General features: G+C 65.9%; 18 protein-coding genes. 9 read left to right on the top strand and 9 right to left on the bottom strand.

The window, feature by feature from the left end; all coding sequences use genetic code 11:
* Positions 1-209 precede the first annotated feature (209 nt).
* From AC1Q64_RS20465 to AC1Q64_RS20425, 9 genes are all read right to left on the bottom strand, one after another.
* Complete coding sequence (locus AC1Q64_RS20465; protein WP_492252601.1) at positions 210-1193, bottom strand: catalase family protein; 984 nt, start codon at positions 1191-1193, stop codon at positions 210-212.
* Between the two features lie 76 nt (positions 1194-1269).
* Positions 1270-2382 carry an aldose epimerase family protein gene (locus AC1Q64_RS20460; RefSeq protein ID WP_492252600.1) on the bottom strand — a complete coding sequence of 371 codons (1113 nt, stop codon included), beginning with the start codon at positions 2380-2382 and terminating at the stop codon, positions 1270-1272.
* A 9-nt stretch (positions 2383-2391) separates the two neighbouring features.
* On the bottom strand, positions 2392-3321 hold the full coding sequence (locus AC1Q64_RS20455) for a DMT family transporter (RefSeq protein ID WP_492252599.1): 930 nt from the start codon (positions 3319-3321) through the stop codon (positions 2392-2394).
* An 83-nt stretch (positions 3322-3404) separates the two neighbouring features.
* A complete protein-coding gene (garD, locus tag AC1Q64_RS20450; RefSeq protein WP_492252598.1) occupies positions 3405-4979 on the bottom strand; it encodes a galactarate dehydratase in 1575 nt (524 codons plus the stop codon).
* Positions 4980-5149: 170 nt separating this feature from the next.
* Positions 5150-6442: a TRAP transporter large permease gene (locus tag AC1Q64_RS20445; protein ID WP_492252597.1), complete on the bottom strand. Its 1293-nt coding sequence runs from the start codon at positions 6440-6442 to the stop codon at positions 5150-5152.
* Positions 6443-6494: 52 nt separating this feature from the next.
* Entirely contained in the window at positions 6495-6983 is a 489-nt protein-coding gene (locus tag AC1Q64_RS20440) for a TRAP transporter small permease (RefSeq protein WP_492252596.1), read from the bottom strand.
* Positions 6984-7065: 82 nt separating this feature from the next.
* Positions 7066-8043, bottom strand: a complete 978-nt coding sequence (locus tag AC1Q64_RS20435; protein ID WP_492252595.1) for a TRAP transporter substrate-binding protein — start codon at positions 8041-8043, stop codon at positions 7066-7068.
* Positions 8044-8084: 41 nt separating this feature from the next.
* A complete protein-coding gene (locus AC1Q64_RS20430; RefSeq protein WP_492252594.1) occupies positions 8085-8966 on the bottom strand; it encodes an SMP-30/gluconolactonase/LRE family protein in 882 nt (293 codons plus the stop codon).
* Between the two features lie 8 nt (positions 8967-8974).
* A complete protein-coding gene (locus AC1Q64_RS20425; RefSeq protein ID WP_492252593.1) occupies positions 8975-9793 on the bottom strand; it encodes an NAD-dependent epimerase/dehydratase family protein in 819 nt (272 codons plus the stop codon).
* Between the two features lie 122 nt (positions 9794-9915).
* Between AC1Q64_RS20425 and AC1Q64_RS20420 the strand changes: the two genes are divergently transcribed.
* The 9 genes from AC1Q64_RS20420 (at position 9916) to AC1Q64_RS20380 (ending at position 21712) form a co-directional block, all read left to right on the top strand.
* Positions 9916-10644 carry a FadR/GntR family transcriptional regulator gene (locus tag AC1Q64_RS20420; RefSeq protein WP_291438802.1) on the top strand — a complete coding sequence of 243 codons (729 nt, stop codon included), beginning with the start codon at positions 9916-9918 and terminating at the stop codon, positions 10642-10644.
* A 261-nt stretch (positions 10645-10905) separates the two neighbouring features.
* Positions 10906-11817 (top strand): 5-dehydro-4-deoxyglucarate dehydratase, encoded by a 912-nt coding sequence (gene kdgD, locus AC1Q64_RS20415; RefSeq protein WP_291438800.1) that lies wholly within the window; start codon positions 10906-10908, stop codon positions 11815-11817.
* 2 nt (positions 11818-11819) lie between these two features.
* Positions 11820-13154 carry an enolase C-terminal domain-like protein gene (locus tag AC1Q64_RS20410; RefSeq protein ID WP_291438798.1) on the top strand — a complete coding sequence of 445 codons (1335 nt, stop codon included), beginning with the start codon at positions 11820-11822 and terminating at the stop codon, positions 13152-13154.
* A gap of 81 nt (positions 13155-13235) precedes the next feature.
* Positions 13236-14675: an aldehyde dehydrogenase family protein gene (locus AC1Q64_RS20405; RefSeq protein WP_492252592.1), complete on the top strand. Its 1440-nt coding sequence runs from the start codon at positions 13236-13238 to the stop codon at positions 14673-14675.
* A 239-nt stretch (positions 14676-14914) separates the two neighbouring features.
* A complete protein-coding gene (locus AC1Q64_RS20400; RefSeq protein WP_492252591.1) occupies positions 14915-15271 on the top strand; it encodes a DUF2946 family protein in 357 nt (118 codons plus the stop codon).
* Between the two features lie 135 nt (positions 15272-15406).
* Positions 15407-17620: a TonB-dependent receptor gene (locus AC1Q64_RS20395; RefSeq protein WP_492252590.1), complete on the top strand. Its 2214-nt coding sequence runs from the start codon at positions 15407-15409 to the stop codon at positions 17618-17620.
* Between the two features lie 19 nt (positions 17621-17639).
* The gene (locus AC1Q64_RS20390; protein WP_492252589.1) at positions 17640-19211 is read left to right on the top strand and encodes a PepSY domain-containing protein; all 1572 of its coding nucleotides are present in this window, start codon (positions 17640-17642) and stop codon (positions 19209-19211) included.
* Positions 19212-19311: 100 nt separating this feature from the next.
* Positions 19312-21081 (top strand): sensor histidine kinase, encoded by a 1770-nt coding sequence (locus AC1Q64_RS20385; RefSeq protein WP_492252588.1) that lies wholly within the window; start codon positions 19312-19314, stop codon positions 21079-21081.
* A 313-nt stretch (positions 21082-21394) separates the two neighbouring features.
* Positions 21395-21712 (top strand): hypothetical protein, encoded by a 318-nt coding sequence (locus AC1Q64_RS20380; RefSeq protein ID WP_291437012.1) that lies wholly within the window; start codon positions 21395-21397, stop codon positions 21710-21712.
* Positions 21713-21753: the final 41 nt, after the last annotated feature.

Here is a 21753-nt window from a genome sequence, read left to right as displayed (position 1 = left end):
AGACGAAACTTAGAGCGGCTAACAAAACTCCCCTGGCGTCGTTGTCTCGCCTTGTCGTACTGCTTGTACTGCCTGCGGCGAAACGCCTAGCCAGGGCCGCTTCGCTGAGTTTTGTGAGCCGCTCTCAGACCGGGATTCAACACCCTCACTGTTTTTCTGAGTACCGTGGGAGCTTCCTCACGAAGCGCCCGGTCGCCGCACCCCGCAGGTCACACAGCGCCACGGCCTTTCTGGCTCTCGAAATACACCACCTTGCGGGCCCGCATCACGTCGCCCAGGGGCCGGTGCGCAGCCAGCGCCTGCCAGGGGTCGAACACGGCGGCCTCCACCTCGGCGGCCAGGGCTGCGTCGGCAGCCGGGTCCTGCCGTGGCAGGGTGAGCCGGGCCACGGTGGTGTAGGGCGTAGGCCAGTCCACGCTGGCGTCTTCAATGGGGGTGGTGGCCTCGTCGACAAAGGGCTGCAGCTGCAGGTCCCACTGCAGGTCCTGCTGGCGCAGGCGGCCGGAGAATTCAGCATCCCAGTCGTGCTGCACCTGCCTGACGGGCGCCCCATTGGACGCATGGGGCACGAGGCGCACACGCACGGCATAGGGCCCGCAGGCAATGGGCGCGGCGCTGAACATGGCATGCGATGCAAAGCCCCCAAAGGGCCGCCCAAAGGTCTTGACCGTCTTGGCGATCTGCCGGGCAGCACCCAGCAAGCCATGGCGCTGCACCAGGAACTTGATCAGCGCGCCGCCGCCGTGCGACGCAGCGACCACAAAATCCACAAACTCGGCGCTCTGGGGAAAGGCGAACTTTTCCTGGTTGATGAGCAGGAAGTCCTGGCTCTTTGCGGGCCCGTTGCCCAAGGCAGAGTCGCCCTGCACTCCCCGCACACTGATCGCAAAGCCCCGGATGTCCGGCTTGTGGTCCGCCGCCTTGTCCATGCCGCCGTTGCTCAGCCGCACCCGCACGTCGTACTGCGCCGGCCGCGCGAACAAGCCCTGGGCCGCAAACGCGGGCAGATCGCCCAGCACCTCCAGGCGGCCATACGCGGCGGTCAGTTGCTTGCGATGCAGGCCCCGTCCGTTGCCATACTTTTGCGACTTGCGCGCCTGCAGCTCGGCAAACTGGCGCGCATAGCCCGCAAAGCGCTGCGCTTCATCGGGTGCCACCACTTCTTTCCAGTCGGTGCTGGGGGCGTTGGACATGTGCATGAGCCACCTCGGTTAAAAGCCAGGCGGCATGGTAGCGCGGCACGGGCTTGCCAGGCCAGCCCATCGGCCATCAGCCACCGATGAAGCGGTACACGATGGCGCCCCGCACCACTTCGCCCGGCAGCCACCAGCGCACCGGAAAGCCCGCGTGGTTGGGCGCATCCGGGTACTCCATGGGCTCCAGGCAGATACCGTCGCCCGGCTGCCACAGCCAGCCGCCCTGCCCCAGTCCTCGCCCCAAGTCCCGCGCGGGGTCGGCCTTGAGTCCGTGGCCTGCATACACCTGCACACCAGGGGCGGTGCTCCAGACCTCCATCGCACGGCCGCTGACCGGCTCGCCCAACAGCGCGGCCAGTCGCAGGCCCGGTGGCGTGATGGATGACGACGGAGGGGCAAGGCGGGCCGCCTGTTCGTCCAGTACCAGGTAGTGGTCCAGCCCGCCCGCCACGGCCAGCTGCTCATGGGGTGTTGCGATGGCATCCGCCACAGCGCGGGCTTGGCGGAAGTCGAACGGCGTGCCCTGTACGGCCGCCAGCGCGCCCGTGGGACACACATCGGCCGCCAGGGGCACATAGCGGCTGGCGGGCACCTGCAGGGTGTGGCCGTGGGTGCTGCCCTGGCCTGCCAGGTTGAAGAACGCATGCCCGGTGAGGTTGAGCACCGTGGGGGCATCCAGCACCTCGGCAGTCCAGGCCATGTGCAGCGCGTTGTCGGGCGTGACCTGCAGATGGAGCTGCACGCGCACCGTACCGGGCACCCCGTCGTCTTCGGTGCGGAAGGTGTGGCTCAGGGTCAGGGCATCAGCCTGTACCTGCTCCACCGCAAACACCTGAAAGCGGCTGCCGCGCGGCCCGCCATGGTGGTGGTGTGGCCCGCTGTTGGTGGGCAGTTGCTGGCGCGATCCATCCGGCAGGGTCAGCGTGCCCGCACGCAGACGCCCCGCCCAGCGGCCGATGAGGGCGCCCATGGAGAGCTGGCCGTCCAGGTAGCCCTGCAGGCTGTCGTAGCCCAGCGCCACATCGGCCAGACCGCCCTGCCCATCGGGCACCGCCACCTGCACCAGGCGGGCGCCATAGTTGCTCACGGCCACCTGCAGCCCGCCGGGGCTGCGCAGGGTGAAAAGATCGGTGCGCTGGCCGTGCAGCGCGCGTTGAAACGCTTCGCGGGAAAGTGTGAAAGCCATGGGCCGAGTCTATTTGGTGGCGCTGGCCGTATCGCGCGTGACCAGCCAGATGCCCACACACACCAGCACCAGGGCCAGCAGGTTCTTCCACTCCCACAGCGCCTCGCCCAAAAACAGTGCCGACAGCGCCGCGCCAAAGATCGGCACGGTGAAGTTGAACACCGTGATCTGGCTCACCCGGTTGTGCTTGAGCAGGGTGCTCCACAGCGAAAACGCGGCCGACGACAGCAGCGCCAGGTACACAAGCAGCACCGTAGAGCCCCAGGTGAAGCCCGTGAGCGAACCACCCAGCGACCAGCCAATGGCCAACAACGCCACACCGCCCAGGCCCAGCTGCCAGCCCGTCATCACGACGGAGTCCATGCGCTGCGACACCTGCTTGCCGTAGATGCTGGCGGCGGCCAGCACCAAGGCGGCGATGACAACGAAGCCCTCGCCCAGCAGCGTGAAGTCCAGGTCCAGCGTGCCGCGCCCCAGGTTCACCACCATCACGCCCGCAAAGCCCACCAGGCAGCCCCAGAGCTTGGCATGGCTCAGGCGGTCGTTGTGATAGACCCAGTGCGCCAGCAGCACGCTGAAGAACGTGCCCGTGGCGTTCATGATGGAACCCTTGACGCCCGTGGTGTGTGCCAGGCCCACGTAGAAGAACACGTACTGCAACGTGGTCTGTGCCAAGCCCAGCGCTATCAGCTGCCGCCCCGCTGTGAAGCCCAAGCCCCAGATGGCCTTGCGCATGACCACGGCCCAGGCCAGGAGGATCAGCCCTGCGCCCAGAAACCGCCAGCCTGCGAATACGAGCTGCGTAGAAATGTCATTGCGGGCGATGCCCAACCAGGCGTACCCGGTCTTGATGGCGGGGTACGAGCTGCCCCAGAGCAGGCAACACAGCAGCGCCAGCGCCACCACGACCTTGCGGTCAGAAAAACGGAAAGATCCCATGCCAAGCAGTCTTTCAAGGACAACAGCCCTTGCAGGCAAGGGCTGTTGAAGAGGGAACACAAAGGGCCGGGGCCCGGCGGGGTTTAGGTGACGGGCGCCGGGTTGAACAGCACCAGCGCGTTGTGCAGTTGCCACTGCTCCGCCCAGGTCTTTTTGCGACCGCTGGCCACGTCGAGCAGCAGGTGGAACATCTCCCAGCCCAGCTGTTCGATAGTGGCCTCGCCATCGGCGATCTTGCCGGCGTTGATGTCCATGAGGTCGTGCCAGCGGCGGGCCAGATCAGTGCGCGTCGCGACCTTGACCACCGGGCATTCGGCCAGGCCGTAGGGCGTGCCGCGGCCGGTGGTGAACACGTGCAGGTTCATACCGGCGGCCAGCTGCAGCGTGCCGCAGATGAAGTCGCTGGCAGGCGTGGCTGCGTAGACCAGGCCACGCTGGTCCTGGCGCAGCTTCTCGCCGGGGGCCAGCACGTGCGCAATCGGTGCGGTGCCGCTCTTGATAATGGAGCCCATGGCCTTCTCGGCGATATTGGACAGACCGCCCGCCTTGTTGCCCGGCGTGGTGTTGGCCGCGCGGTCCACACGGCCCCGGTCGAGGTACTGGTCGTACCAGCCCAGCTCTCGCACGATAGCGTCAGCCACCTGGGGCGTGGCCGCGCGGCTGGTGAGCTGCTCCACCGCGTCGCGCACCTCGGTGTTCTCGCTGAACATCACGGTGGCACCGGCGCGCACCAGCAGGTCGGCGCAAAAGCCCACGGCGGGGTTGGCGGTGACGCCCGAAAACGCATCGCTTCCGCCGCACTGCACGCCCAGCACCAGCTCGCTGGCGGGGATGGTCTCGCGGCGGCGGGCGTTCAGGCGGTCCAGGTGCGGGCGCGCGCTTTGCACGATGTGGTCGAGCATGGACATGAAGCCCACATGCTCGTCGGCCTGCAGGCACACCGTCTCGGGGCCCAGCGCCGCGTCGCGCTCGTCGGTGATGGGGAAGCTGCCCGGGGGCAGCAGCCGGTCGGGCTGCAGCTTCTCGCAGCCCAGGCTGACCACCATGACCTCGCCCCCAAAGTTGGGGTTGAGGCTGATGTTGCGCAGCGTGCGGATGGGGATGATGGCGTCGGGTGCATCAATGGCCACGCCGCAACCGTAGGTGTGCTCCAGGCCGATCACATCGTCCACATGGGGAAACAAAGGCAACAGCTCGGCCTTGATGCGGCGCACGGCCTGCGCCACCACACCGGCCACGCACTGCACGGTGGTGGTGATGGCCAGGATGTTGCGCGTGCCCACCGATCCGTCGGCGTTACGGTAGCCTTCGAAGGTGTAGCCCGTCAGGGGTTCAAGCATCGGGGGCTTCACGGTGGCCATCGGCAAGCCCTCCAGCGCACGGGCCGAGGGCATCTGGAGCAGGCGCTCATGCACCCAGCTGCCTGCGGGGATGTCTTTCAGCGCATAGCCGATGGGCACGTTGTAGCGGCGCACCACGCCGCCTTCGGGGATGTCCGCCAGCGCCACCTTGTGGCCCTGGGGCACCTTGTCGCGCAGCGCGATGCCAGCGCCAGGCACGCCTGCCGCCAGCACGGTACCGACAGGCAGACCACCGTCGTTGGCGACGATGGCGACGTTGTCTTCCGCATGCATGCGGATAGTGAGGGCTTCTCGCATCGGGTCTGTCACTTCTTTAACTTCTTGCTGGCGCAGCACAGCTTGCACAAAAACTCGCGCCATGCCACTGCCCTGGTCATCGCAGGCGCCACGCACATGGCACTGCATCCATCATCACACCCGGTGGACAAGCTGACAGGGGGCCGGCTTGCGACCAGCCCCCCCGCGCTTCACCCACCCCCCTTGAGAACCAGGTCAGGCAGCCACATGGAGAATTGCGGCACATAGGTCACCAGCATCAGCGCGACGATCAGGGCGCTGTAGAAGGGCCAGATGGTTTTCATCACCTCGCCCACGGAGATGCCGCCGATGGTGCAGCCGATGAACTGCGTAGTGCCTACGGGCGGCGTGTTCAGGCCGAGCGCGCAGTTGATCAGGATCACGATGCCGAACTGCTCGGTGCTCATGCCGAACTGCTGGCAGATGGGCAGAAATATCGGCGTGCAGATCAGAATGGTGGCAGCCATGTCCAGGAAGGTTCCCAGGATGAACAGGATGATGTTCACGCTCAGGAAGATGACCCAGGGCGAGGTGCTCATGGACTTGAGTGCCTCGCCGGTGAGCTCGGCCACCCCGTACAGGCCGATCAGGTAGCCGAACATCGACGAGATGCCGATCAGCAGCAGCACGGTGCCCGTGGTCTTGACGGCCTTGGAGGCGGCCTTGAGGAACTGCTCGCGTGTGAGTTTCTTGTAGACGAAGACCGAGAGCAACAGCGCCCACAGCACCGCGACGGAGGCCGACTCGGTGGCCGTGAAGGCCCCCGACAGAATGCCCGCGATGATGATGACCACCACGGCCAGGCCGGGGACGGAGGCGCGGAACGAAATCCACACGATCTCCCAGCCGGGGAAGGTGCCGGCGGGGTAGCCACGCTTGACGGCCACCAGGTATGCAGCAGCGAGGTTGCAGACCGTGAGCAGCAGTGCAGGCACGATGCCGGCGAGTATCAGTGCCGCGATGCTCACCTTGCCGCCAGCGGCCAACGTGAAGATGATGAGGTTGTGCGAGGTGGGCATGAGCGCGCCCACCAGCGAGGCATGGGTGGTCACGTTCACCGCGTAGTCGGCGTGGTAGCCCTCTTTCTTCATCTGCGGAATGAGCACCGCACCCATGGCCGAAACGTCGGCCACCGGCGAGCCCGAGACACCGCCGAACAGCGTGCAGGCGAGCACGTTGCTCATGCCCAGACCGCCGCGCACATGACCCGCCACGCTCTTGGCGAAGTTGACGATGCGGTCGGCGATGCCTCCATACATCATGATCTCGCCGGCAAAGATGAAGAACGGAATGGCCAGGAACGAGAACGGGTTCATGCCCGAAATCATTTGCTGGAAGCCCACGGCGAGTGGCAAGCCTTCGTACAGGATGGTGGCCAGCGAGGACAGGCCGATCGAGAAGGCCACGGGCACGCCCAGCAGCAGCAACAGCGTGAAGCTCACGCACAGGATGGTCAACGCCATGATGGTGGAATCTTTGTAGGGACGTTAGGGTGCAGAGGGACAGTGAGGCCGCTCAATGCCAGGCGGGCTCTACTTCCGTGCCACGCAAGATGGCGATGATGTGTTCCAGCGAGAACATGGCCACCAGCATGCCAGCCATGGCGGGTGGCACGTACTTGAAGGCTTCGGAGATACCGAGCGTGGGGATCTTGTAGGGCGCCACCGATTCGGCCAGCACGCCGCAGTTCCAGGCCATGACGATGCCGAACAGCAGCACCAGCGCGTGGATCAGCAACTCGAGCTTGGTGCGCAGCCAATCGGGCGCCAGCACCAGAAATGATTCGAGACCGATGTGTCCTGCATCGCGCACCCCTACCGCCATGCCGAGCATGGTCACGTAGAGCACGAGCAGCACCGCGCCGCTCTCGGCCCAGGTGGGCGTGTCGTTGAACACATAGCGGCCGATGACCTGGTAGAGCACCGCGCAAACCAGCAGGACGAGTCCCCCTACCCCGAGTTGAAGACAGGTGCGCGCAATGAAAGCGCAGAGTCGCGTGTACATAGTGGACATTCAATAACAACTGGAAGTGGGCAGGCGGCGGGCTGCTCTCCGTGCCGCCTGCCCTGGAGACTCTGGCTTTTTCTTACTGCACGGCGTCAATGCGCTTGACCATGTCCTGCAGCTTGGGGTCCTTGAGGAACTTGTCGTACACCGGCTTCATGGCGGTCTTGAAGGCGACCTTGTCGATCTCGACGATCTGCGCGCCGCCGGCCTTCACGGTGGCCAGGGACTTCTCTTCGCGCTCGTCCCAGATCTTGCGCATGAAGCCCACCGACTCCTTGGCGGCGGCGCGGATGGCCTTCTGGTCATCGGCGCTCAGGGTGTCCCATACGCGCTTGGAAAACAGCAGTATCTCGGGCGCCATGGAGTGCTCGGTCTTGTTGAAGTACTTGGCGACTTCGAAGTGGCGCGAGCTCTCGTAGCTGGGGTAGTTGTTTTCGGCAGCGTCCACCAGGCCGGTCTTCAGCGCGGTGTAGACCTCGCCGAAGGGCATGGGGGTGGCGTTGGCGCCCATGGCTTCGAGCAGGGACACCCACAGGTCGCTCTGCTGCACGCGCACCTTCAGGCCCTTGACGTCGGCCAGTGTCTTGACCGGCTTCTTCACGGTGTAGATCGAACGCGCACCGCTGTCGTAGAAGGCCAGGCCCACGAAGCCCTGCGATTCGCAGTCCTTGAGGATCTCGTCGCCAATCGCCCCGTCCAGCACCTTGCGCATGTGTTCCTTGTCGCGGAACAGGAAGGGCATGGTGGGCACCATGGTGGCGGGGCAGATGTTGTTCATGGGCGCGACGTTCACGCGCGTCATGGCGATAGCACCCAGCTTGGTTTGCTCGATGGTGTCCTTCTCGATGCCCAGTGACCCCTTGGCATAGACCTTGATGCTGTGCTTGCCGCCGGTGGCCTTGGACAGCGTCTCGCCCATGTGGCGCACGGCCAGCACGGTGGGATAGTCCTCGGGGTGGATGTCGGACGAGCGGAATTCGGTGGCCTGCGCGGCCATGCTGCCGAGCAAGATGCCAGCGGCGAAGGCCACGCGGCCAAAGAGGTGTGGAACTTTCATGGTGCTTTGTCTCCGGGGTTGAATCGGTTGGGGTGCCGCGCTCAGGCGGGCTGGTACGAGGCCTCTGCGAGCCCTTGGGCGCCCGGGCGGGTCACGAAGACCGCGCCGCCGTGGGCCACATCGTTGCCCTGCGGCTGGCCGGGGCGAATGGAGGTGATGAACAGCAGGTCCATGTCAGGCCCGCCAAAACTGCACATCGTGGGCTTGCTGACTGGCACGGCCAGCGAGCGGTCCAGCACGCCCGATGGAGTGAAGCGATGCACCATACCAGCGTCGTTGGCGCAGATCCAGTAGCAGCCACCGGTGTCAATGGCGGCACCGTCGGGCCGGCCGGGCAGCTCGCGCATGTCCACGAACAGACGGCGCGGGCCCAGGCTGCCATCAGCGTGCAGGTCCAGCGACCAGATCTTTTGGACGCTGGGGTGGCTGTCGCTGAGGTACATGGTGGCGCCATCGGGGCTGAACGCCAGGCCGTTCTGAGTGACCAGGCCTTCGATCAGCGGCGCCGAGAGGCCGCGTGCGTCCTGCCGGTACAGGCCGCCCGCTGGCTGCGCCAGCGACATGTCGCGAACCATGGTGCCGGCCCAAAAGCGTCCCTGCCGGTCACAACGGCCGTCATTGAAGCGCATATCTGGTTGCGGGTGTTGCACGGCAGAGACGAGGGTGCAGTCCAGGGCGCCATCGTCGGCGGGTTGCAAATGGAAGATGCCAGAGTCCATGCCCGCCACCAGCCCGCCACAGGCATGCAACGCAATGCAGGCCAGTCGCCCGGGGGTTGCCCAGCTGCTCAGTTGCCGGTCGGCCCAGCGCAGGCGGCGCAGTGCGCGGCCTTCAATGTCCACCCAGTACAGCGCCTGCTCTGCAGGACTCCACAAGGGGCTTTCGCCCACCTGGTCGTGGTGCTGGGGCAGCAAGAGCTCCATGGCGTCGTTCACTCAAAAGGTCCCGTACGCACAAACGGCCCGCCCTGGTAAATCACGGCAGGGTCGGTCAGGTCGGGCTGGGGGTCGGCGGCTTCCACCTGTGTGCGGAAGGGCTCGGAGCTGTCCTGTGGGCGGAAACCGATGTGGCGCGCCAGCGTGTTGTCCCACCAGGTGGTGGTGTTGTCGCCCATGCCGTAGATGATGCTGTGGCCCACCACGGGCGCCGTGAGGCTGGCCACCACCAGGCGCTCCAGGTCGTCGTAGCTCATCCAGGTGGCCAGCATGCGGCGGTTGCGTGGCGCGGGGAACGACGACCCGATGCGCAGGCACACGGTCTCGATGCCGTAGCGGTCAAAGTAGAAGCGCGAAAGGTCTTCGCCAAACGCCTTGGACAGGCCATACAGGCCATCGGGCCGCGCGGGGTCGCGCAGGCCCACCACTTCGTCCTGGCGGTAAAAGCCGGTCACGTGGTTGGAGCTGGCAAACACCACGCGCTTGACGCCCTGCTTGCGGACGGCCTCATAGAGGTTGTACGCTCCCACGATGTTGGCCTGCAGGATGGGGTCCCAGGGCTGCTCGGTGGACACGCCACCCAGGTGCACCACAGCATCCACCCCATCCAGCAGAGGCAGCATGGCACTGGCGTCCTCCAGGCGCGCGGGGCGCAGCTCTTCGCCGGGCGCCTCGCTGCCCAGGTCGGCGATGTCGGACAGGCGTAAGGTGGTGCAATACGCCTTGAGGCGCGTGCGCAGTTCGCGCCCCAGCCCCCCGGCGGCCCCGGTCAGTAACAAGCGTTGAAAACGGATCGGTGTCGGGTGACAGGGCATGGCTTTTGCGGAGGTTCTTGGTACAGTGGCGTTACAAGTGGTTGAACGTCATCAGTTGTCATACAACGAAGAGGCAATGTACTCCTTTCAACCCGGCCAACACATAGGGATAACACCGAGACATGAGCACCGACATCGCCCCACGCCGCAAGCCCCGCACACTGGCCCTGGAGCTGGTGGACTCGCTGGGCGACCGCATCCGCGACGGCCGCCTGGCGCTGGGCGACAAGCTGCCCACCGAGGCAGCCATCATGGCCGAGTTCAACGTCAGCCGCACGGTGGTGCGCGAGGCCATTTCCAAGCTGCAGGCGTCGGGGCTGGTGGAGACACGGCACGGCATCGGCACCTTTGTGCTGGGCCTGGGGCAGGCCCCAGGCTTCAAGATCACGCCCGACCAGTTCAGCACCCTGCGCGATGTGATTGCGGTGCTGGAACTGCGCATTGGCGTAGAAACCGAAGCCGCCGCCCTGGCAGCGCAGCGCCGCACGCCCGCCAACCTCAAGACCATGCGCGAGGCGCTGGACACCGTGGCTGCGGCCGTGGACGCCGGGCGCGACGCCGTGGCGGCAGATTTCCAGTTCCACCTGGAGATCGCTCGCGCCACACAGAACAGCCACTTTGCGGAGCTGATGGGCACGCTGGGCAGCATGATCATTCCGCGCGCACGGCTGGATTCGGTCGATGCCCCCAACGACGAGCGACGGCAGTACCTGCGCCGCGTCAATGGCGAGCACGAGAGCATCTATGACGCCATCGTGGGCCAGGACCCGGACGCAGCCCGCGCAGCCATGCGCACCCACCTGGCCAACAGCCGCGAGCGCCGCCGCCGCGCGCAGACCGAAGCCCGTTGAGACAACCATAACCTCATAGTCCAGCGCAACCTCACCCCTCCGCCTTATGGGCTAAGCACCGGTTCCAGCCACCCCGCAGCCCGGAGCACAACCCCGTCGGGCAGGCGGCACCAGTTGTCCTATCAGTAGTTTCCCGCAGCACAGGATATGGATTTATGTTGTACGATGACTTACAACATAATGACGCCATTGTGCAGTCATTCACACAGGGGCCCCGCACCCGTGTGGAGTCTTGCCAACCCGCCCTCCGGAGCCCTGCCCATGTCCCCTCAAGAACTCAAAAGTGTGCTGCAAGCCGGCCTGCTGTCGTTTCCGCTGACCGACTTCGACAGCCAGTTGCGCTTTGCCCCCAAACCCTATGCCCAGCGGCTGGAATGGTTGCAGCCGTACGGCGCATCGGCGCTCTTTGCGGCAGGCGGAACCGGGGAGTTCTTCTCGCTCGCCCCGCGCGAGTTCAGTGAGGTGGTGAAGGTCGCGCTGGACACCTGTCGTGGCCGCACACCCATCATTGCCGGAGCGGGTGGAGGCACCAGCCTGGCCATCGAGTACGCGCAAGAGGCCGAACGCCTGGGCGCCCAGGGCATCCTGCTGCTGCCCCACTACCTGACCGAAGCCAGCCAGGACGGACTGGTGGCGCACGTCGAGGCCGTGTGCCGGAGCGTGAAGATCGGCGTCATCGTCTACAACCGGGGCGCCTGCCGCCTCACGCCCACCAGCCTGCGCACGCTGGCCGAGCGCTGCTCCAACCTGGTCGGGTTTAAGGACGGCATTGGCGACATCGAAGCGTTTGTATCGATCCGCCAGACGCTGGGCGACCGCTTTGCCTACCTGGGTGGCCTGCCCACGGCGGAGGTGTTTGCCGGCGCCTACAAGGCCATGGGCTGCCCTGTGTACTCCTCGGCGGTCTTCAACTTCATCCCCAAGACCGCCATGGCGTTCTACAACGCCCACGCCGCAGGCGACACCGCCACCTGCGACCAGTTGATCCGCGACTTCTTCCTGCCCTACATCGCGCTGCGCAACCAGGGCCAGGGATACGCTGTCTCCATCGTCAAGGCGGGCGCCACGCTGGCGGGCCACAGTGCGGGCCCGGTGCGCCCGCCCTTGTCGGACCTCAACGCCTCGCAAGTCGAGCAACTGCGTGCCCTGATGGCACCCCTGGGGGCGCAATGACCATGGCGGCCGCATCCACTCCCCGCATCACCGGTGTGCGCGTGGTCCCCGTGGCGGGGCGCGACAGCATGCTGATGAACCTCTCGGGCGCGCACGCTCCGTTCTTCACCCGTAACCTGCTCATACTGACCGACAGCGCCGGGCGCACCGGTGTGGCCGAGGTGCCGGGTGGCGAGTCCATCCGACAGACGCTGGAAGACGCGCGCGCACTCATCGACAACGCCCGCGTGGGCGACTGGCAGCGCGTGCTCAACGCCGTGCGCACCACCTTTGCCGGGCGCGATGCAGGCGGGCGCGGTCTGCAGACCTTTGACCTGCGCACCACCATCCATGCGGTGACCGCCGTGGAGACCGCGTTTCTCGACCTGCTCGGCCAGCACCTGGAAGTGCCCGTGTGCGCCTTGCTGGGCGAAGGCCAGCAACGCACGAGCGTGCCCATGCTGGGCTACCTGTTTTTTGTGGGCGACCGGCGCAAGACCACCCTGCCCTACGACACCGCCCCCGACGCCGAGGATGCCTGGCTGCACCTGCGCCACGAGGAGGCCATGACGCCCGGGGCGGTGGTGGCGCTGGCCGAAGCCGCCCAGGCGCGCTATGGGTTCCAGGACTTCAAACTCAAGGGCGGCGTGCTGCCCGGCGAGGCTGAGGTCGAAGCCATCCGTGCGCTGAAAGCCCGCTTTCCGCAAGCGCGCATCACGCTGGACCCGAACGGCGGCTGGCTGCTGGACGACGCCGTGCGCCTGCTGCGCGACCTGCATGGCACCCTGGCCTATGCCGAAGACCCTTGCGGCGCCGAAGGCGGGCTCTCGGGCCGCGAGGTGATGGCGGAGTTTCGCCGCGCCACGGGCCTGCCTACGGCCACCAACATGGTCGCCACGGACTGGCGGCAAATGGTGCATTCGCTGTCGCTGCAGGCGGTGGACATCCCCCTGGCCGACCCACACTTCTGGACGATGCAGGGCGCCGTGCGCGTGGCGCAGACCTGCCGCGACTTTGGCCTGACCTGGGGTTCGCACTCCAACAACCATTTCGACGTATCGCTGGCGATGTTCACCCACGCAGCGGCTGCTGCCCCCGGGCGCATCACCGCCATCGACACGCACTGGATCTGGCAGGACGGCCAGGGCCTGACCCAACAGCCTCTGCAGATCGTCGGTGGCGAGGTGACCGTGCCCACGGCGCCGGGCCTGGGCGTGAAGCTGGACATGGACGCCGTCGAAGCGGCTCACCAGCTGTACCAACAACACGGACTGGGCGCACGCGACGACAGCATCGCCATGCAGTACCTCATACCCGGCTGGGCCTTTGACCCCAAGCGGCCTGCGCTGGTTCGCTGATGGACGTGTCATCGGACCTTGCCCAAAGTGCTTCCGGCACCTTTCACCCACTGACCTGAACGAGCGAGCGAGCAACTCACCATGCATGCAAACCTGATTGGCGGCGCCTGGACCGACGGCGTCCGCACTTACCAAAACACCAACCCCTCTGACACCCGTGATGTGATCGGCGACTACGCCGTGGCCAGCCGTGAGCAGGCACTGGAGGCGGTTGCCGCCGCGCACGCGGCTTTCCCGGCCTGGAGCGTGTCCACGCCCCAGCAACGTTTTGACATCCTGGACGCCGTGGGCAACGAGATCATTGCGCGCAAGGCCGAGCTGGGCGACCTGCTGGCCCGCGAAGAAGGCAAGACCCTGCCCGAGGCCATCGGCGAAGTCGGCCGCGCTGCTGCCATCTTCAAGTTCTTTGCAGGCGAGGCACTGCGCCCAGGCGGCGAACTGGTTCCATCCGTGCGCCCCGGCGTGGGCATCGAGATCACGCGCGAGCCCCTGGGCACCATCGGCATCATTACGCCGTGGAACTTCCCCATCGCCATCCCGGCCTGGAAGATCGCGCCCGCATTGGCCTACGGCAACACAGTGGTGTTCAAGCCCGCCGAGGTGGTGCCCGGCTCTGCCTGGGCGCTGGCCGACATCCTGCACCGCGCCGGTTTGCCAGCGGGTGTCTTCAACCTGGTCATGGGCCGGGGATCGGACGTGGGTGCCGTGCTGCTCGAAGACGAGCGCATTGCGGGCGTGAGCTTCACCGGCTCCGTCGGCACGGGCCAGCGCGTGGCCGCTGCCTGCGTGCCACGCGGCGCCAAGGTGCAATTGGAGATGGGCGGCAAGAACCCCTTTGTGGTGCTGGACGACGCCGACCTGAACGTGGCCGTGGGCGCAGCCATCAACAGCGGTTTCTTCTCCACCGGCCAGCGCTGCACCGCCAGCAGCCGCGTGATCGTGACCGAAGGCATCCACGACCGCTTTGTGGCTGCCATGGTCGAGAAGATGAAAACGCTGAAAGTGGATGACGCCCGCAAGGCCGGCACCGACATCGGCCCCGTGGTGGACGACCGCCAGCTGGCCCAAGACCTGGAGTACATCGGCATTGGCCAGCAGGAAGGCGCCAAGCTCGCCTATGGTGGCGAGGCCCTGGAGAAGAACGCCGACGGCGCCCCCGGCTTTTACCTGCGCCCTGCCCTGTTCACCGAGACCACGCCCGGCATGCGCATCAACCGCGAAGAAATCTTCGGCCCCGTGGTCAGCGTGTTGCGCGCCAAGAACTACGAAGAGGCCCTGGCCTTGGCCAACGACACGCCCTTTGGCCTGGCCAGCGGCATTGCCACCACCAGCCTCAAGCACGCCACGCACTTCAAGCGCCACGCCCAGGCCGGCATGGTGATGGTGAACCTGCCCACAGCGGGCGTGGATTACCATGTGCCGTTTGGCGGCCGCAAGAGCAGCAGCTACGGCCCGCGCGAGCAGGGGCGCTACGCGGCGGAGTTCTACACCACGGTGAAGACCGCGTACACGCAGGCCTGAAGCTGGCAAGGCACAAACTTGCGCCCCGCCACTCCAGCACCGAAGGGGCAGGGCCAAGCGCCGGTGCCGCCCGGCGCGCACTGGCCACCTTTACAGCCGCTCATGCACGGTTTTAAAGAAAATCGGCCGCAAGCGCTAGTCAATCAGGCGCAGGTAGCTATTTTTTATATAGCAAAAGCAATCCACTAGCAAAGCGACGCTGATTCCGACAGCAACGACAGCCGGTATCATCCCGCCCCATGACCACCTCCCGAACCTTGTCTGCGCTGCGCCTGTGGGTGCTGGCATGGTTCGTAGCATCGATCGGAGTGGCCATTGCATCGCCGCTGGTGCACCCCCAGGCCTTCGAGGTGATCTGCTCGGGTACAGGCGCCATCAAGCTGCTGGTGCAGACCGACGACGGCACCGTCGAAATGGGCGCGATGGGTATGGACTGCCCTTTGTGCTCCACCCCCAGCGCCCCGCCCCCCACGCCGGTAGCCGCCTTGCTGCCGCCCCACCCTCTGGCCCATGCGCTGCAGCCCGTCGAGGCCGCCCGCATCGCGGCCGCCACTGCAGCCCCCCTGCCCGCACGCGGGCCCCCATCGCGCTCTTGATCTGAAGTTTGTTGGCAGTACCCGGTACCTGGTGGTCGGGCGCTGCCTTGTTCCCGCTGGTTTCCAGACGGCGCAGCCCTGCGTGCACTCGACGCGGGCCTGGCTGCGCTGTCGCTTCAAGACAAGAGCGTTTTCATGTCCCGTTCCTACTCCTCCCCCCGCCATACTGCGCGCTCTCCGCGCCTGCCCCTTTCCCCTTTGTGCCGGAGCGTGCTCGCCACCTGTGCGCTGGCCTCGGTGGCAGCCCATGCACAGACAACCACAACACCCACCTTGCAGGCCGTGGATGTGGTGGATGCCGCCGCATCCCCGAATGGCAAGCTCAGTCTCGACACACCCGTGGACACCGGCAGCCGCCTGGGCCTGTCGGTGCGCGAGAACCCGGCGTCCGTCACGGTGGTGGACCGCGCCACCATCGACGCACGCGGCGCGCAAGACACGCAGGAAATCCTGCGCGCCGTGCCGGGTGTGGTGGCGCACAACGCGCCGGGCTCTATGTCCGCCCACTACCGGGGGTTCACGTCCAACTCGGTGGCACAGCTCTACAACGGCATCAACCCGCAGTACGGCAGCGCCACCCGCGCTGTAGATGCCTGGATTTACGACCGCGTCGAGGCCATCGGCGGGGCGTCGAGCTTTCTGTACGGCTCGGGCGGCGTGGGCGGCTCCATCAACTACATCACCAAGACGGCCGAGCGCAACGACTTTGCCGAGGGCCAGCTGCGCCTGGGCTCGTACGACCTGAAGGAAGTGTCCGTGGGCCTGAACCGCCGCATTGCCGGAGGCGATGGCGGCGCAGGCCCGGCCCACTATGTGCGCATCGACCTCAACCACCGCAACGCGGGCAGCTGGACCGAGGGCACCAAGACGCAGTCCACGCAACTGGCCACCTCTCTGCTGTCGGACCTGGGCGGCGGTTTCAGCCACACGCTGGCCTACGAGTACCAGAAGGACCATGTGGACCGCCCCTACTGGGGCACACCAGTGCTCAACCCCGCCGTGGGCGCACTGACCATCGACCCGGCCACGCGCTTCAAGAACTACAACAGCGCCGACGGCATGTACGAGCACCGCGTGCAGTGGCTGCGCTCGGTGGCGCAATGGCGTGTGTCGGATGCGCTGCAGCTCAAGAACACGTTCTACGTGTACGACGCCCTGCGCGACTACCGCAACGTGGAGACCTACACATTCAATGCCACTAACACGGCGGTCACACGCACATCCCCGCTGCTGCAACGCCACGACCAGCAGCTCGTGGGCAACCGCCTCGAAGGGACATACCAGGGCCAGCTCGCAGGCAAAAAAAGCGACTGGGCCTTTGGCCTGGACGTGAGCGTGAACAAGCAGACCCGCTTCCCGTTCGGCCCCTCGGTCACCGTGAGCACGGTCAATCCGTACCACTTCTCGACAGAGAACTTCTTCAACATCCCAGGCATTTCGCCAGTGTGGAGCCCTGACAAGGACAACAAGATCACCAACACCGCGCTGTACCTGGAAAACCGCACGGCCGTGATGCCGGGCGTGAATCTGGTCACCGCGCTGCGGCACGAGCGCATCGAGCTCGACCTGGTGAACCGCCGCGCGGTGACGGCCACAGCACCCGCCACCTTCAGCCGCAGCTACAACCCCACCACCGGCCGCCTGGGCGTGGTGTGGGACATTGCGCCCGGCGCCAACCTGTATGCACAGGCCTCCAACGCGGCCGACCCGCCATCGGGCTCGCTGGCCTCTGCCTCGTTTGCCGATGTGCGCAACAACAGCGAACTGACTACCGGCCGCCAGATCGAGGTGGGCAGCAAATTCGACTTCTGGGATGGCAAGGGCAGCGCCACGGTGGCGGCCTTTGAAATCCGCCGCAAGAACATCGCCTCGCAAGACCCGTCCAACCCCAACCTCACGGTGCTGGTGGGCGAGCAGTCGTCCAAGGGCATCGAGCTGTCGGCCGGCATCCGCCCCACGCCCCAATGGCAGCTGCAGGGCAACCTGTCGCTGATCCGCGCCCGGTATGAAAACTTTGTGCAAGGCGGCGTCTCGCGCGCGGGCAACGTGCCGCAATTGGTGCCGCAGCAGGTGGCCAACCTGTGGGCCTCGTATGCCATCACGCCCACCGTCAGCGCCAGCGCGGGCGTGCGCCATGTGGGCAAGGTGTATGGCAATGCGGCCAACACCAAGTTCTGGCCGTCGTACACGCTGCTGGACCTGGGCCTGGCGTGGAAGGTCAACAAGACCACCACCCTCACGGGCCGCGTGCGCAACGCTACCGACCGCATCTACGCAGCCGAGACGCGTGACCAGGTCTACCTGGGCGCACCGCGCACGCTGGACGTGACGTTGCACACCGCGTTCTGACGCAGGCAAGGAACTGGACATGCCACACGCCAAACGCTGGCTGTACCTCGTCCACCGCTGGCTGGGCGTGCTGCTGTGCGCCTTCTTCGCCATGTGGTTCATCTCTGGCGTGGTGATGATGTACGTGGGCTACCCCAAGCTCACGCAGGCCGAGCGCCTGGCCCACCTGCCGCCACTGCGCAGCGCCATCGCAGGACCCGAGCGCCTGCTCGAACCCTCAGAAGCCCTGCAGCGCGCGAGCCTGGCAGGGCCGCTGCAAGACCTGCGGCTGGCGGTGGCCAGCGGCGGGCGCGCCGTGTACCTGGTGGCTCCCGCAGCACCGACTGGAGACGCCGCACCACGCCCGCGCCGGGCACCAGCACCAGCGGTCATCGACGCCCTCACGGGCGAACGGTTGCAGCGCGTGGACGCCACGCACGCCATCGCATCAGCCCGCGCCTTTGCACAGGAAGCCAACCCTTCCATCGACTACCAGGGCACGATCGACGAAGACGCCTTCACCCACTCACGCGCGCTCGATGTGCACCGTCCCCTCCACCGCCTGCACCTGGGTAACAGCGCGGGCACCGTGGTCTATGTGTCGGGCACCACGGGCGAGGTGGTGCGCGATGCACCACTGCAGGAGCGCGCCTGGAACTACGCGGGCGCCTGGATCCATTGGCTCTACCCCTTCCGGGGCAATGTCTTCAACGACTACTGGACGGACATCGTCAACTGGCTGTCCATCGCGGGCATCGTGCTCACAGTGACAGGCACCATGGTGGGCGTACTGCGCTGGCGCTTCAAGGGGCGGTACAAGACGGGCTCGCGCACGCCGTACCGGGGCTTCATGATGCGCTGGCACCATGTGTTCGGGCTGGTGTTCGCCGCCATCACCTTCACCTGGATCTTCAGCGGCCTCATGTCGATGAACCCCTGGAAGATTTTCGACAGCGGTGCAGCACCGTTGCGCCAGCAGGCCATGAACGGCGGCCTGCTGGAGCTGCCCGCGCAGGCCGCCACCGTTCAGGCATTGTTGTCGGCCGCTTCGCCCAACACCCGTGAGCTGCGCTGGGTGCGTAGCGCAGGCCATACGCTGGTGCTGGCCCAGGGCCCCATCGGCGCACCTGCGGTGCTGGACGCCACCGCGGCCACTTCGCACACCTGGACCCCGGGCGCTGTGGCCCAGTCCGCCACGCGCCTGCTGCCCCACGCAGTGGTGCGAATCGACACCCTGACCACCTACGACCTGCACTACTACGACCGCGCCGCCCACACCATGACTGGTGGCGTCGACAAACCCCTGCCCGCCCTGCGCGTGGTGTTTGACGACCCACATGGCACCTGGGTGCACATCGCCCCCCACACAGGCGCCGTGCTGGGCCGCACCGACAGCCACCGTCGCACCAGCCGCTGGCTGTTTGCCATGCTGCACAGTTGGGACTGGCTGCCGCTGCTGGACCGCAGGCCGCTGTGGGACATGGTGCTGATCGTGCTGAGCCTGGGCGGGGCGGTGATAAGCCTGACCGGGGTGGTGATGGGGTGGCGCAGGCTGGGGGCCAAGCTGCGGCCACCTCGGCGAAATAAACAGCACCGTCCGGAGCCAGCGTGACACCGCCCGACCTACACCATGGCTACACTGGCATGGCCATCCAGCAAAGCCATTGAAGCGGGACCCACCTGCAGCCATCGCAATCACAGATTCTGCTGCCATGCCCACGCCCCTGCCTTACGCCCGCCCTGCGCCGGACGCCCCCTCCCGAGGTCACGCTGGCCTGCAGGCCAGGGTGGTTGTGGTGGTGGGAACGACGGTTGTGCTCTTTCTTGCTTGGGCACTGGTACTGGCTGTCCTGAACGTGACCTGGCGCAATGCCATGGACTCCCAGACCCGCCAGAACAGCAACCTGGCGCGCACCCTGGAGGAACAAACCATCCGCGTACTGGCAGCGGTGGACCAGGCCACCCTGCGCATGCAGGACGCAGTGATCGCATCGGACTTTGAAACTGCGGACTTCACGCGCTTTGCCAATGAGACCGGGCTGGCACCGCTGATTCTGACCCAGCTGTCGCGGGTCAACCCCGATGGCCGGTTCATGGGCAGCAATCTCGATCAGACGGGTGAACAAACCGGGCATGTCGATCTGTCGGAACGCGAGCACATCCAGGTCCATCTGACGCCCGAACGCTCGCGCGAGATGCAGCTGCAGATGACCCGCTCAGGGCTGTATGTCGGCAAACCCGTACTAGGCAAGGTGTCGGGCAAGTGGACCATACAACTGTCGCGCAAGATCGTTGCGGCCAGCGGCAACACCTTGGGAATGGTGGTGGCATCGCTCAATCCAGGCTACTTCGAGGATGTGTACCGAGGGGTGGAGCTTGGCAGAACCGGCAGTGTCACCCTGCTGGGCGATGACCGTGCGGTGCGCGCCCGTGTGGTCGGAGGCCAGAACCAGGGCATGGGCACCACCCTGAACAGTGCGCCGGGCGACAACGCCGAGCGCCTGGATCGTGAAGGCCACTACGTGCGCACCAGCAGCCTCGATGGCGTCGAGCGTATCTATGCCTACCGCCGTGTGGGGGACTACCCGCTGCTGATTTTTGTGGCCACCAGCACCGCCGACGCGCTGCAGGAATGGCGCAGCAGCCGCAATGTGGCGCTGATCACGACCAGCCTGTTCAGCGTGGCCCTGATCGGCGCGGGCATCATCTTTCTGCGCAGCCTGCGCCAGCTCGAAAACACGAACGCTGCGTTGCGCATCAGCGAGGCCCAGGCCCATTCAGCCAGCCAGGCCAAGAGCGAGTTTCTGGCGGCCGTGTCACACGAGCTGCGCACCCCGCTCACCAGCATTCGGGGATTTGCCGAACTGATGGAGCTGCGACTGGACCAGCCCCGCTACAAGGAACAGGCCAGCCTGATCCGCAAGGCGGCCGACCACCTGAATGCCCTGCTCACCGAGATCCTGGATCTGGCCAAGGTGGAGGCAGGCGCAATGCCCCACACGCCGACCGAGCAGAACGTGGCGGAGATCGTGCAGTCCACAGCCGACTTCTTCGCCGTCACGGCCGCCAACAAGAACCTGGAACTGCGGGTCCACATCGCCCCTGAGGCGCCAGCCACGCTGATGTGCGACGGGTTGCGGCTCAAGCAGGTGCTCAACAACCTGATCTCCAACGCCATGAAGTTCACCGAAACCGGCTCCGTCGCCATCGAGGTGGACGCCGCTGGCGACGCTGTGCGCTTTCATGTGGTGGATACCGGACCCGGCATACCGGCACATTTGCACGAAACAATCTTTGAGAAGTTCCGCCAGGGCAATGATCGGGTGAGCTACCAGCATGGCGGCACCGGCCTGGGGCTGGCGCTGTCGCGGGCGTTGGCCGCTCTGATGGGTGGCACGCTGACGCTGGCGTCCACCGAAGGCCAGGGCGCACGCTTTACGCTGACCCTGCCACGCAACCCGACTGTTGCCGTCACGGAGTAACAAAAACGCCACGGCCAATACCTGTTGGCGGCAGCGCAAGGTTGGACCGAGCAGGAACATCGGGGCCGGCGCCGACAAGGGCAGAGCCGTTACACACAGACCTGTGGCTGAGCACCAGCATCCCACTGTGCAACCGCGTTCAAACGCCCTTGCCGCTACTGAAATCGCCCCGGGGTGCCACTAAGACAAAACGCAGCGCGGCGTTCCGAAATTGTGTCCAATGGTTACACTGGTTTGTTGCCCTGCTTCACGGGGCGGCAATGCCTACCTTAACGCTCCCCACACTCCATCCCTCACACAGGGACCCTGCACCATGAAATCCCGCTCAACCCTTGCCGCCTTGGTCTTCCTCTTCGCGGCCAGCGCCTCTGTACACGCTGCTGATGACTACAACCGCCCACCTGCGGGGGACGCTCAGTACAAACAATGCCTGACCTATTCAACCACTGTCTATGAGGGTGGAAACGCACCCAGCCCCATCAAGGGCCAAACCAAGGCGCAAGCATGGTGCACCTGCATGTGGAACGAGACGCCCGACGACTTCAAGGGCAATCTGGTGAAGTTCGCAGAAACCCGCAAGGGCAAAGAGACCAACAAACTGTGCGAGAAACACGCCGACTGGAGCGAGTAAGCCGCACAGCTCCTGGTTTCAGTCCCTACAGCCGCCTGAGG

The sequence above is a fragment of the Acidovorax sp. GW835-FHT14G06 genome, assembly GCF_058793595.1.
This window is presented reverse-complemented; position numbering and strand designations above follow the sequence as displayed.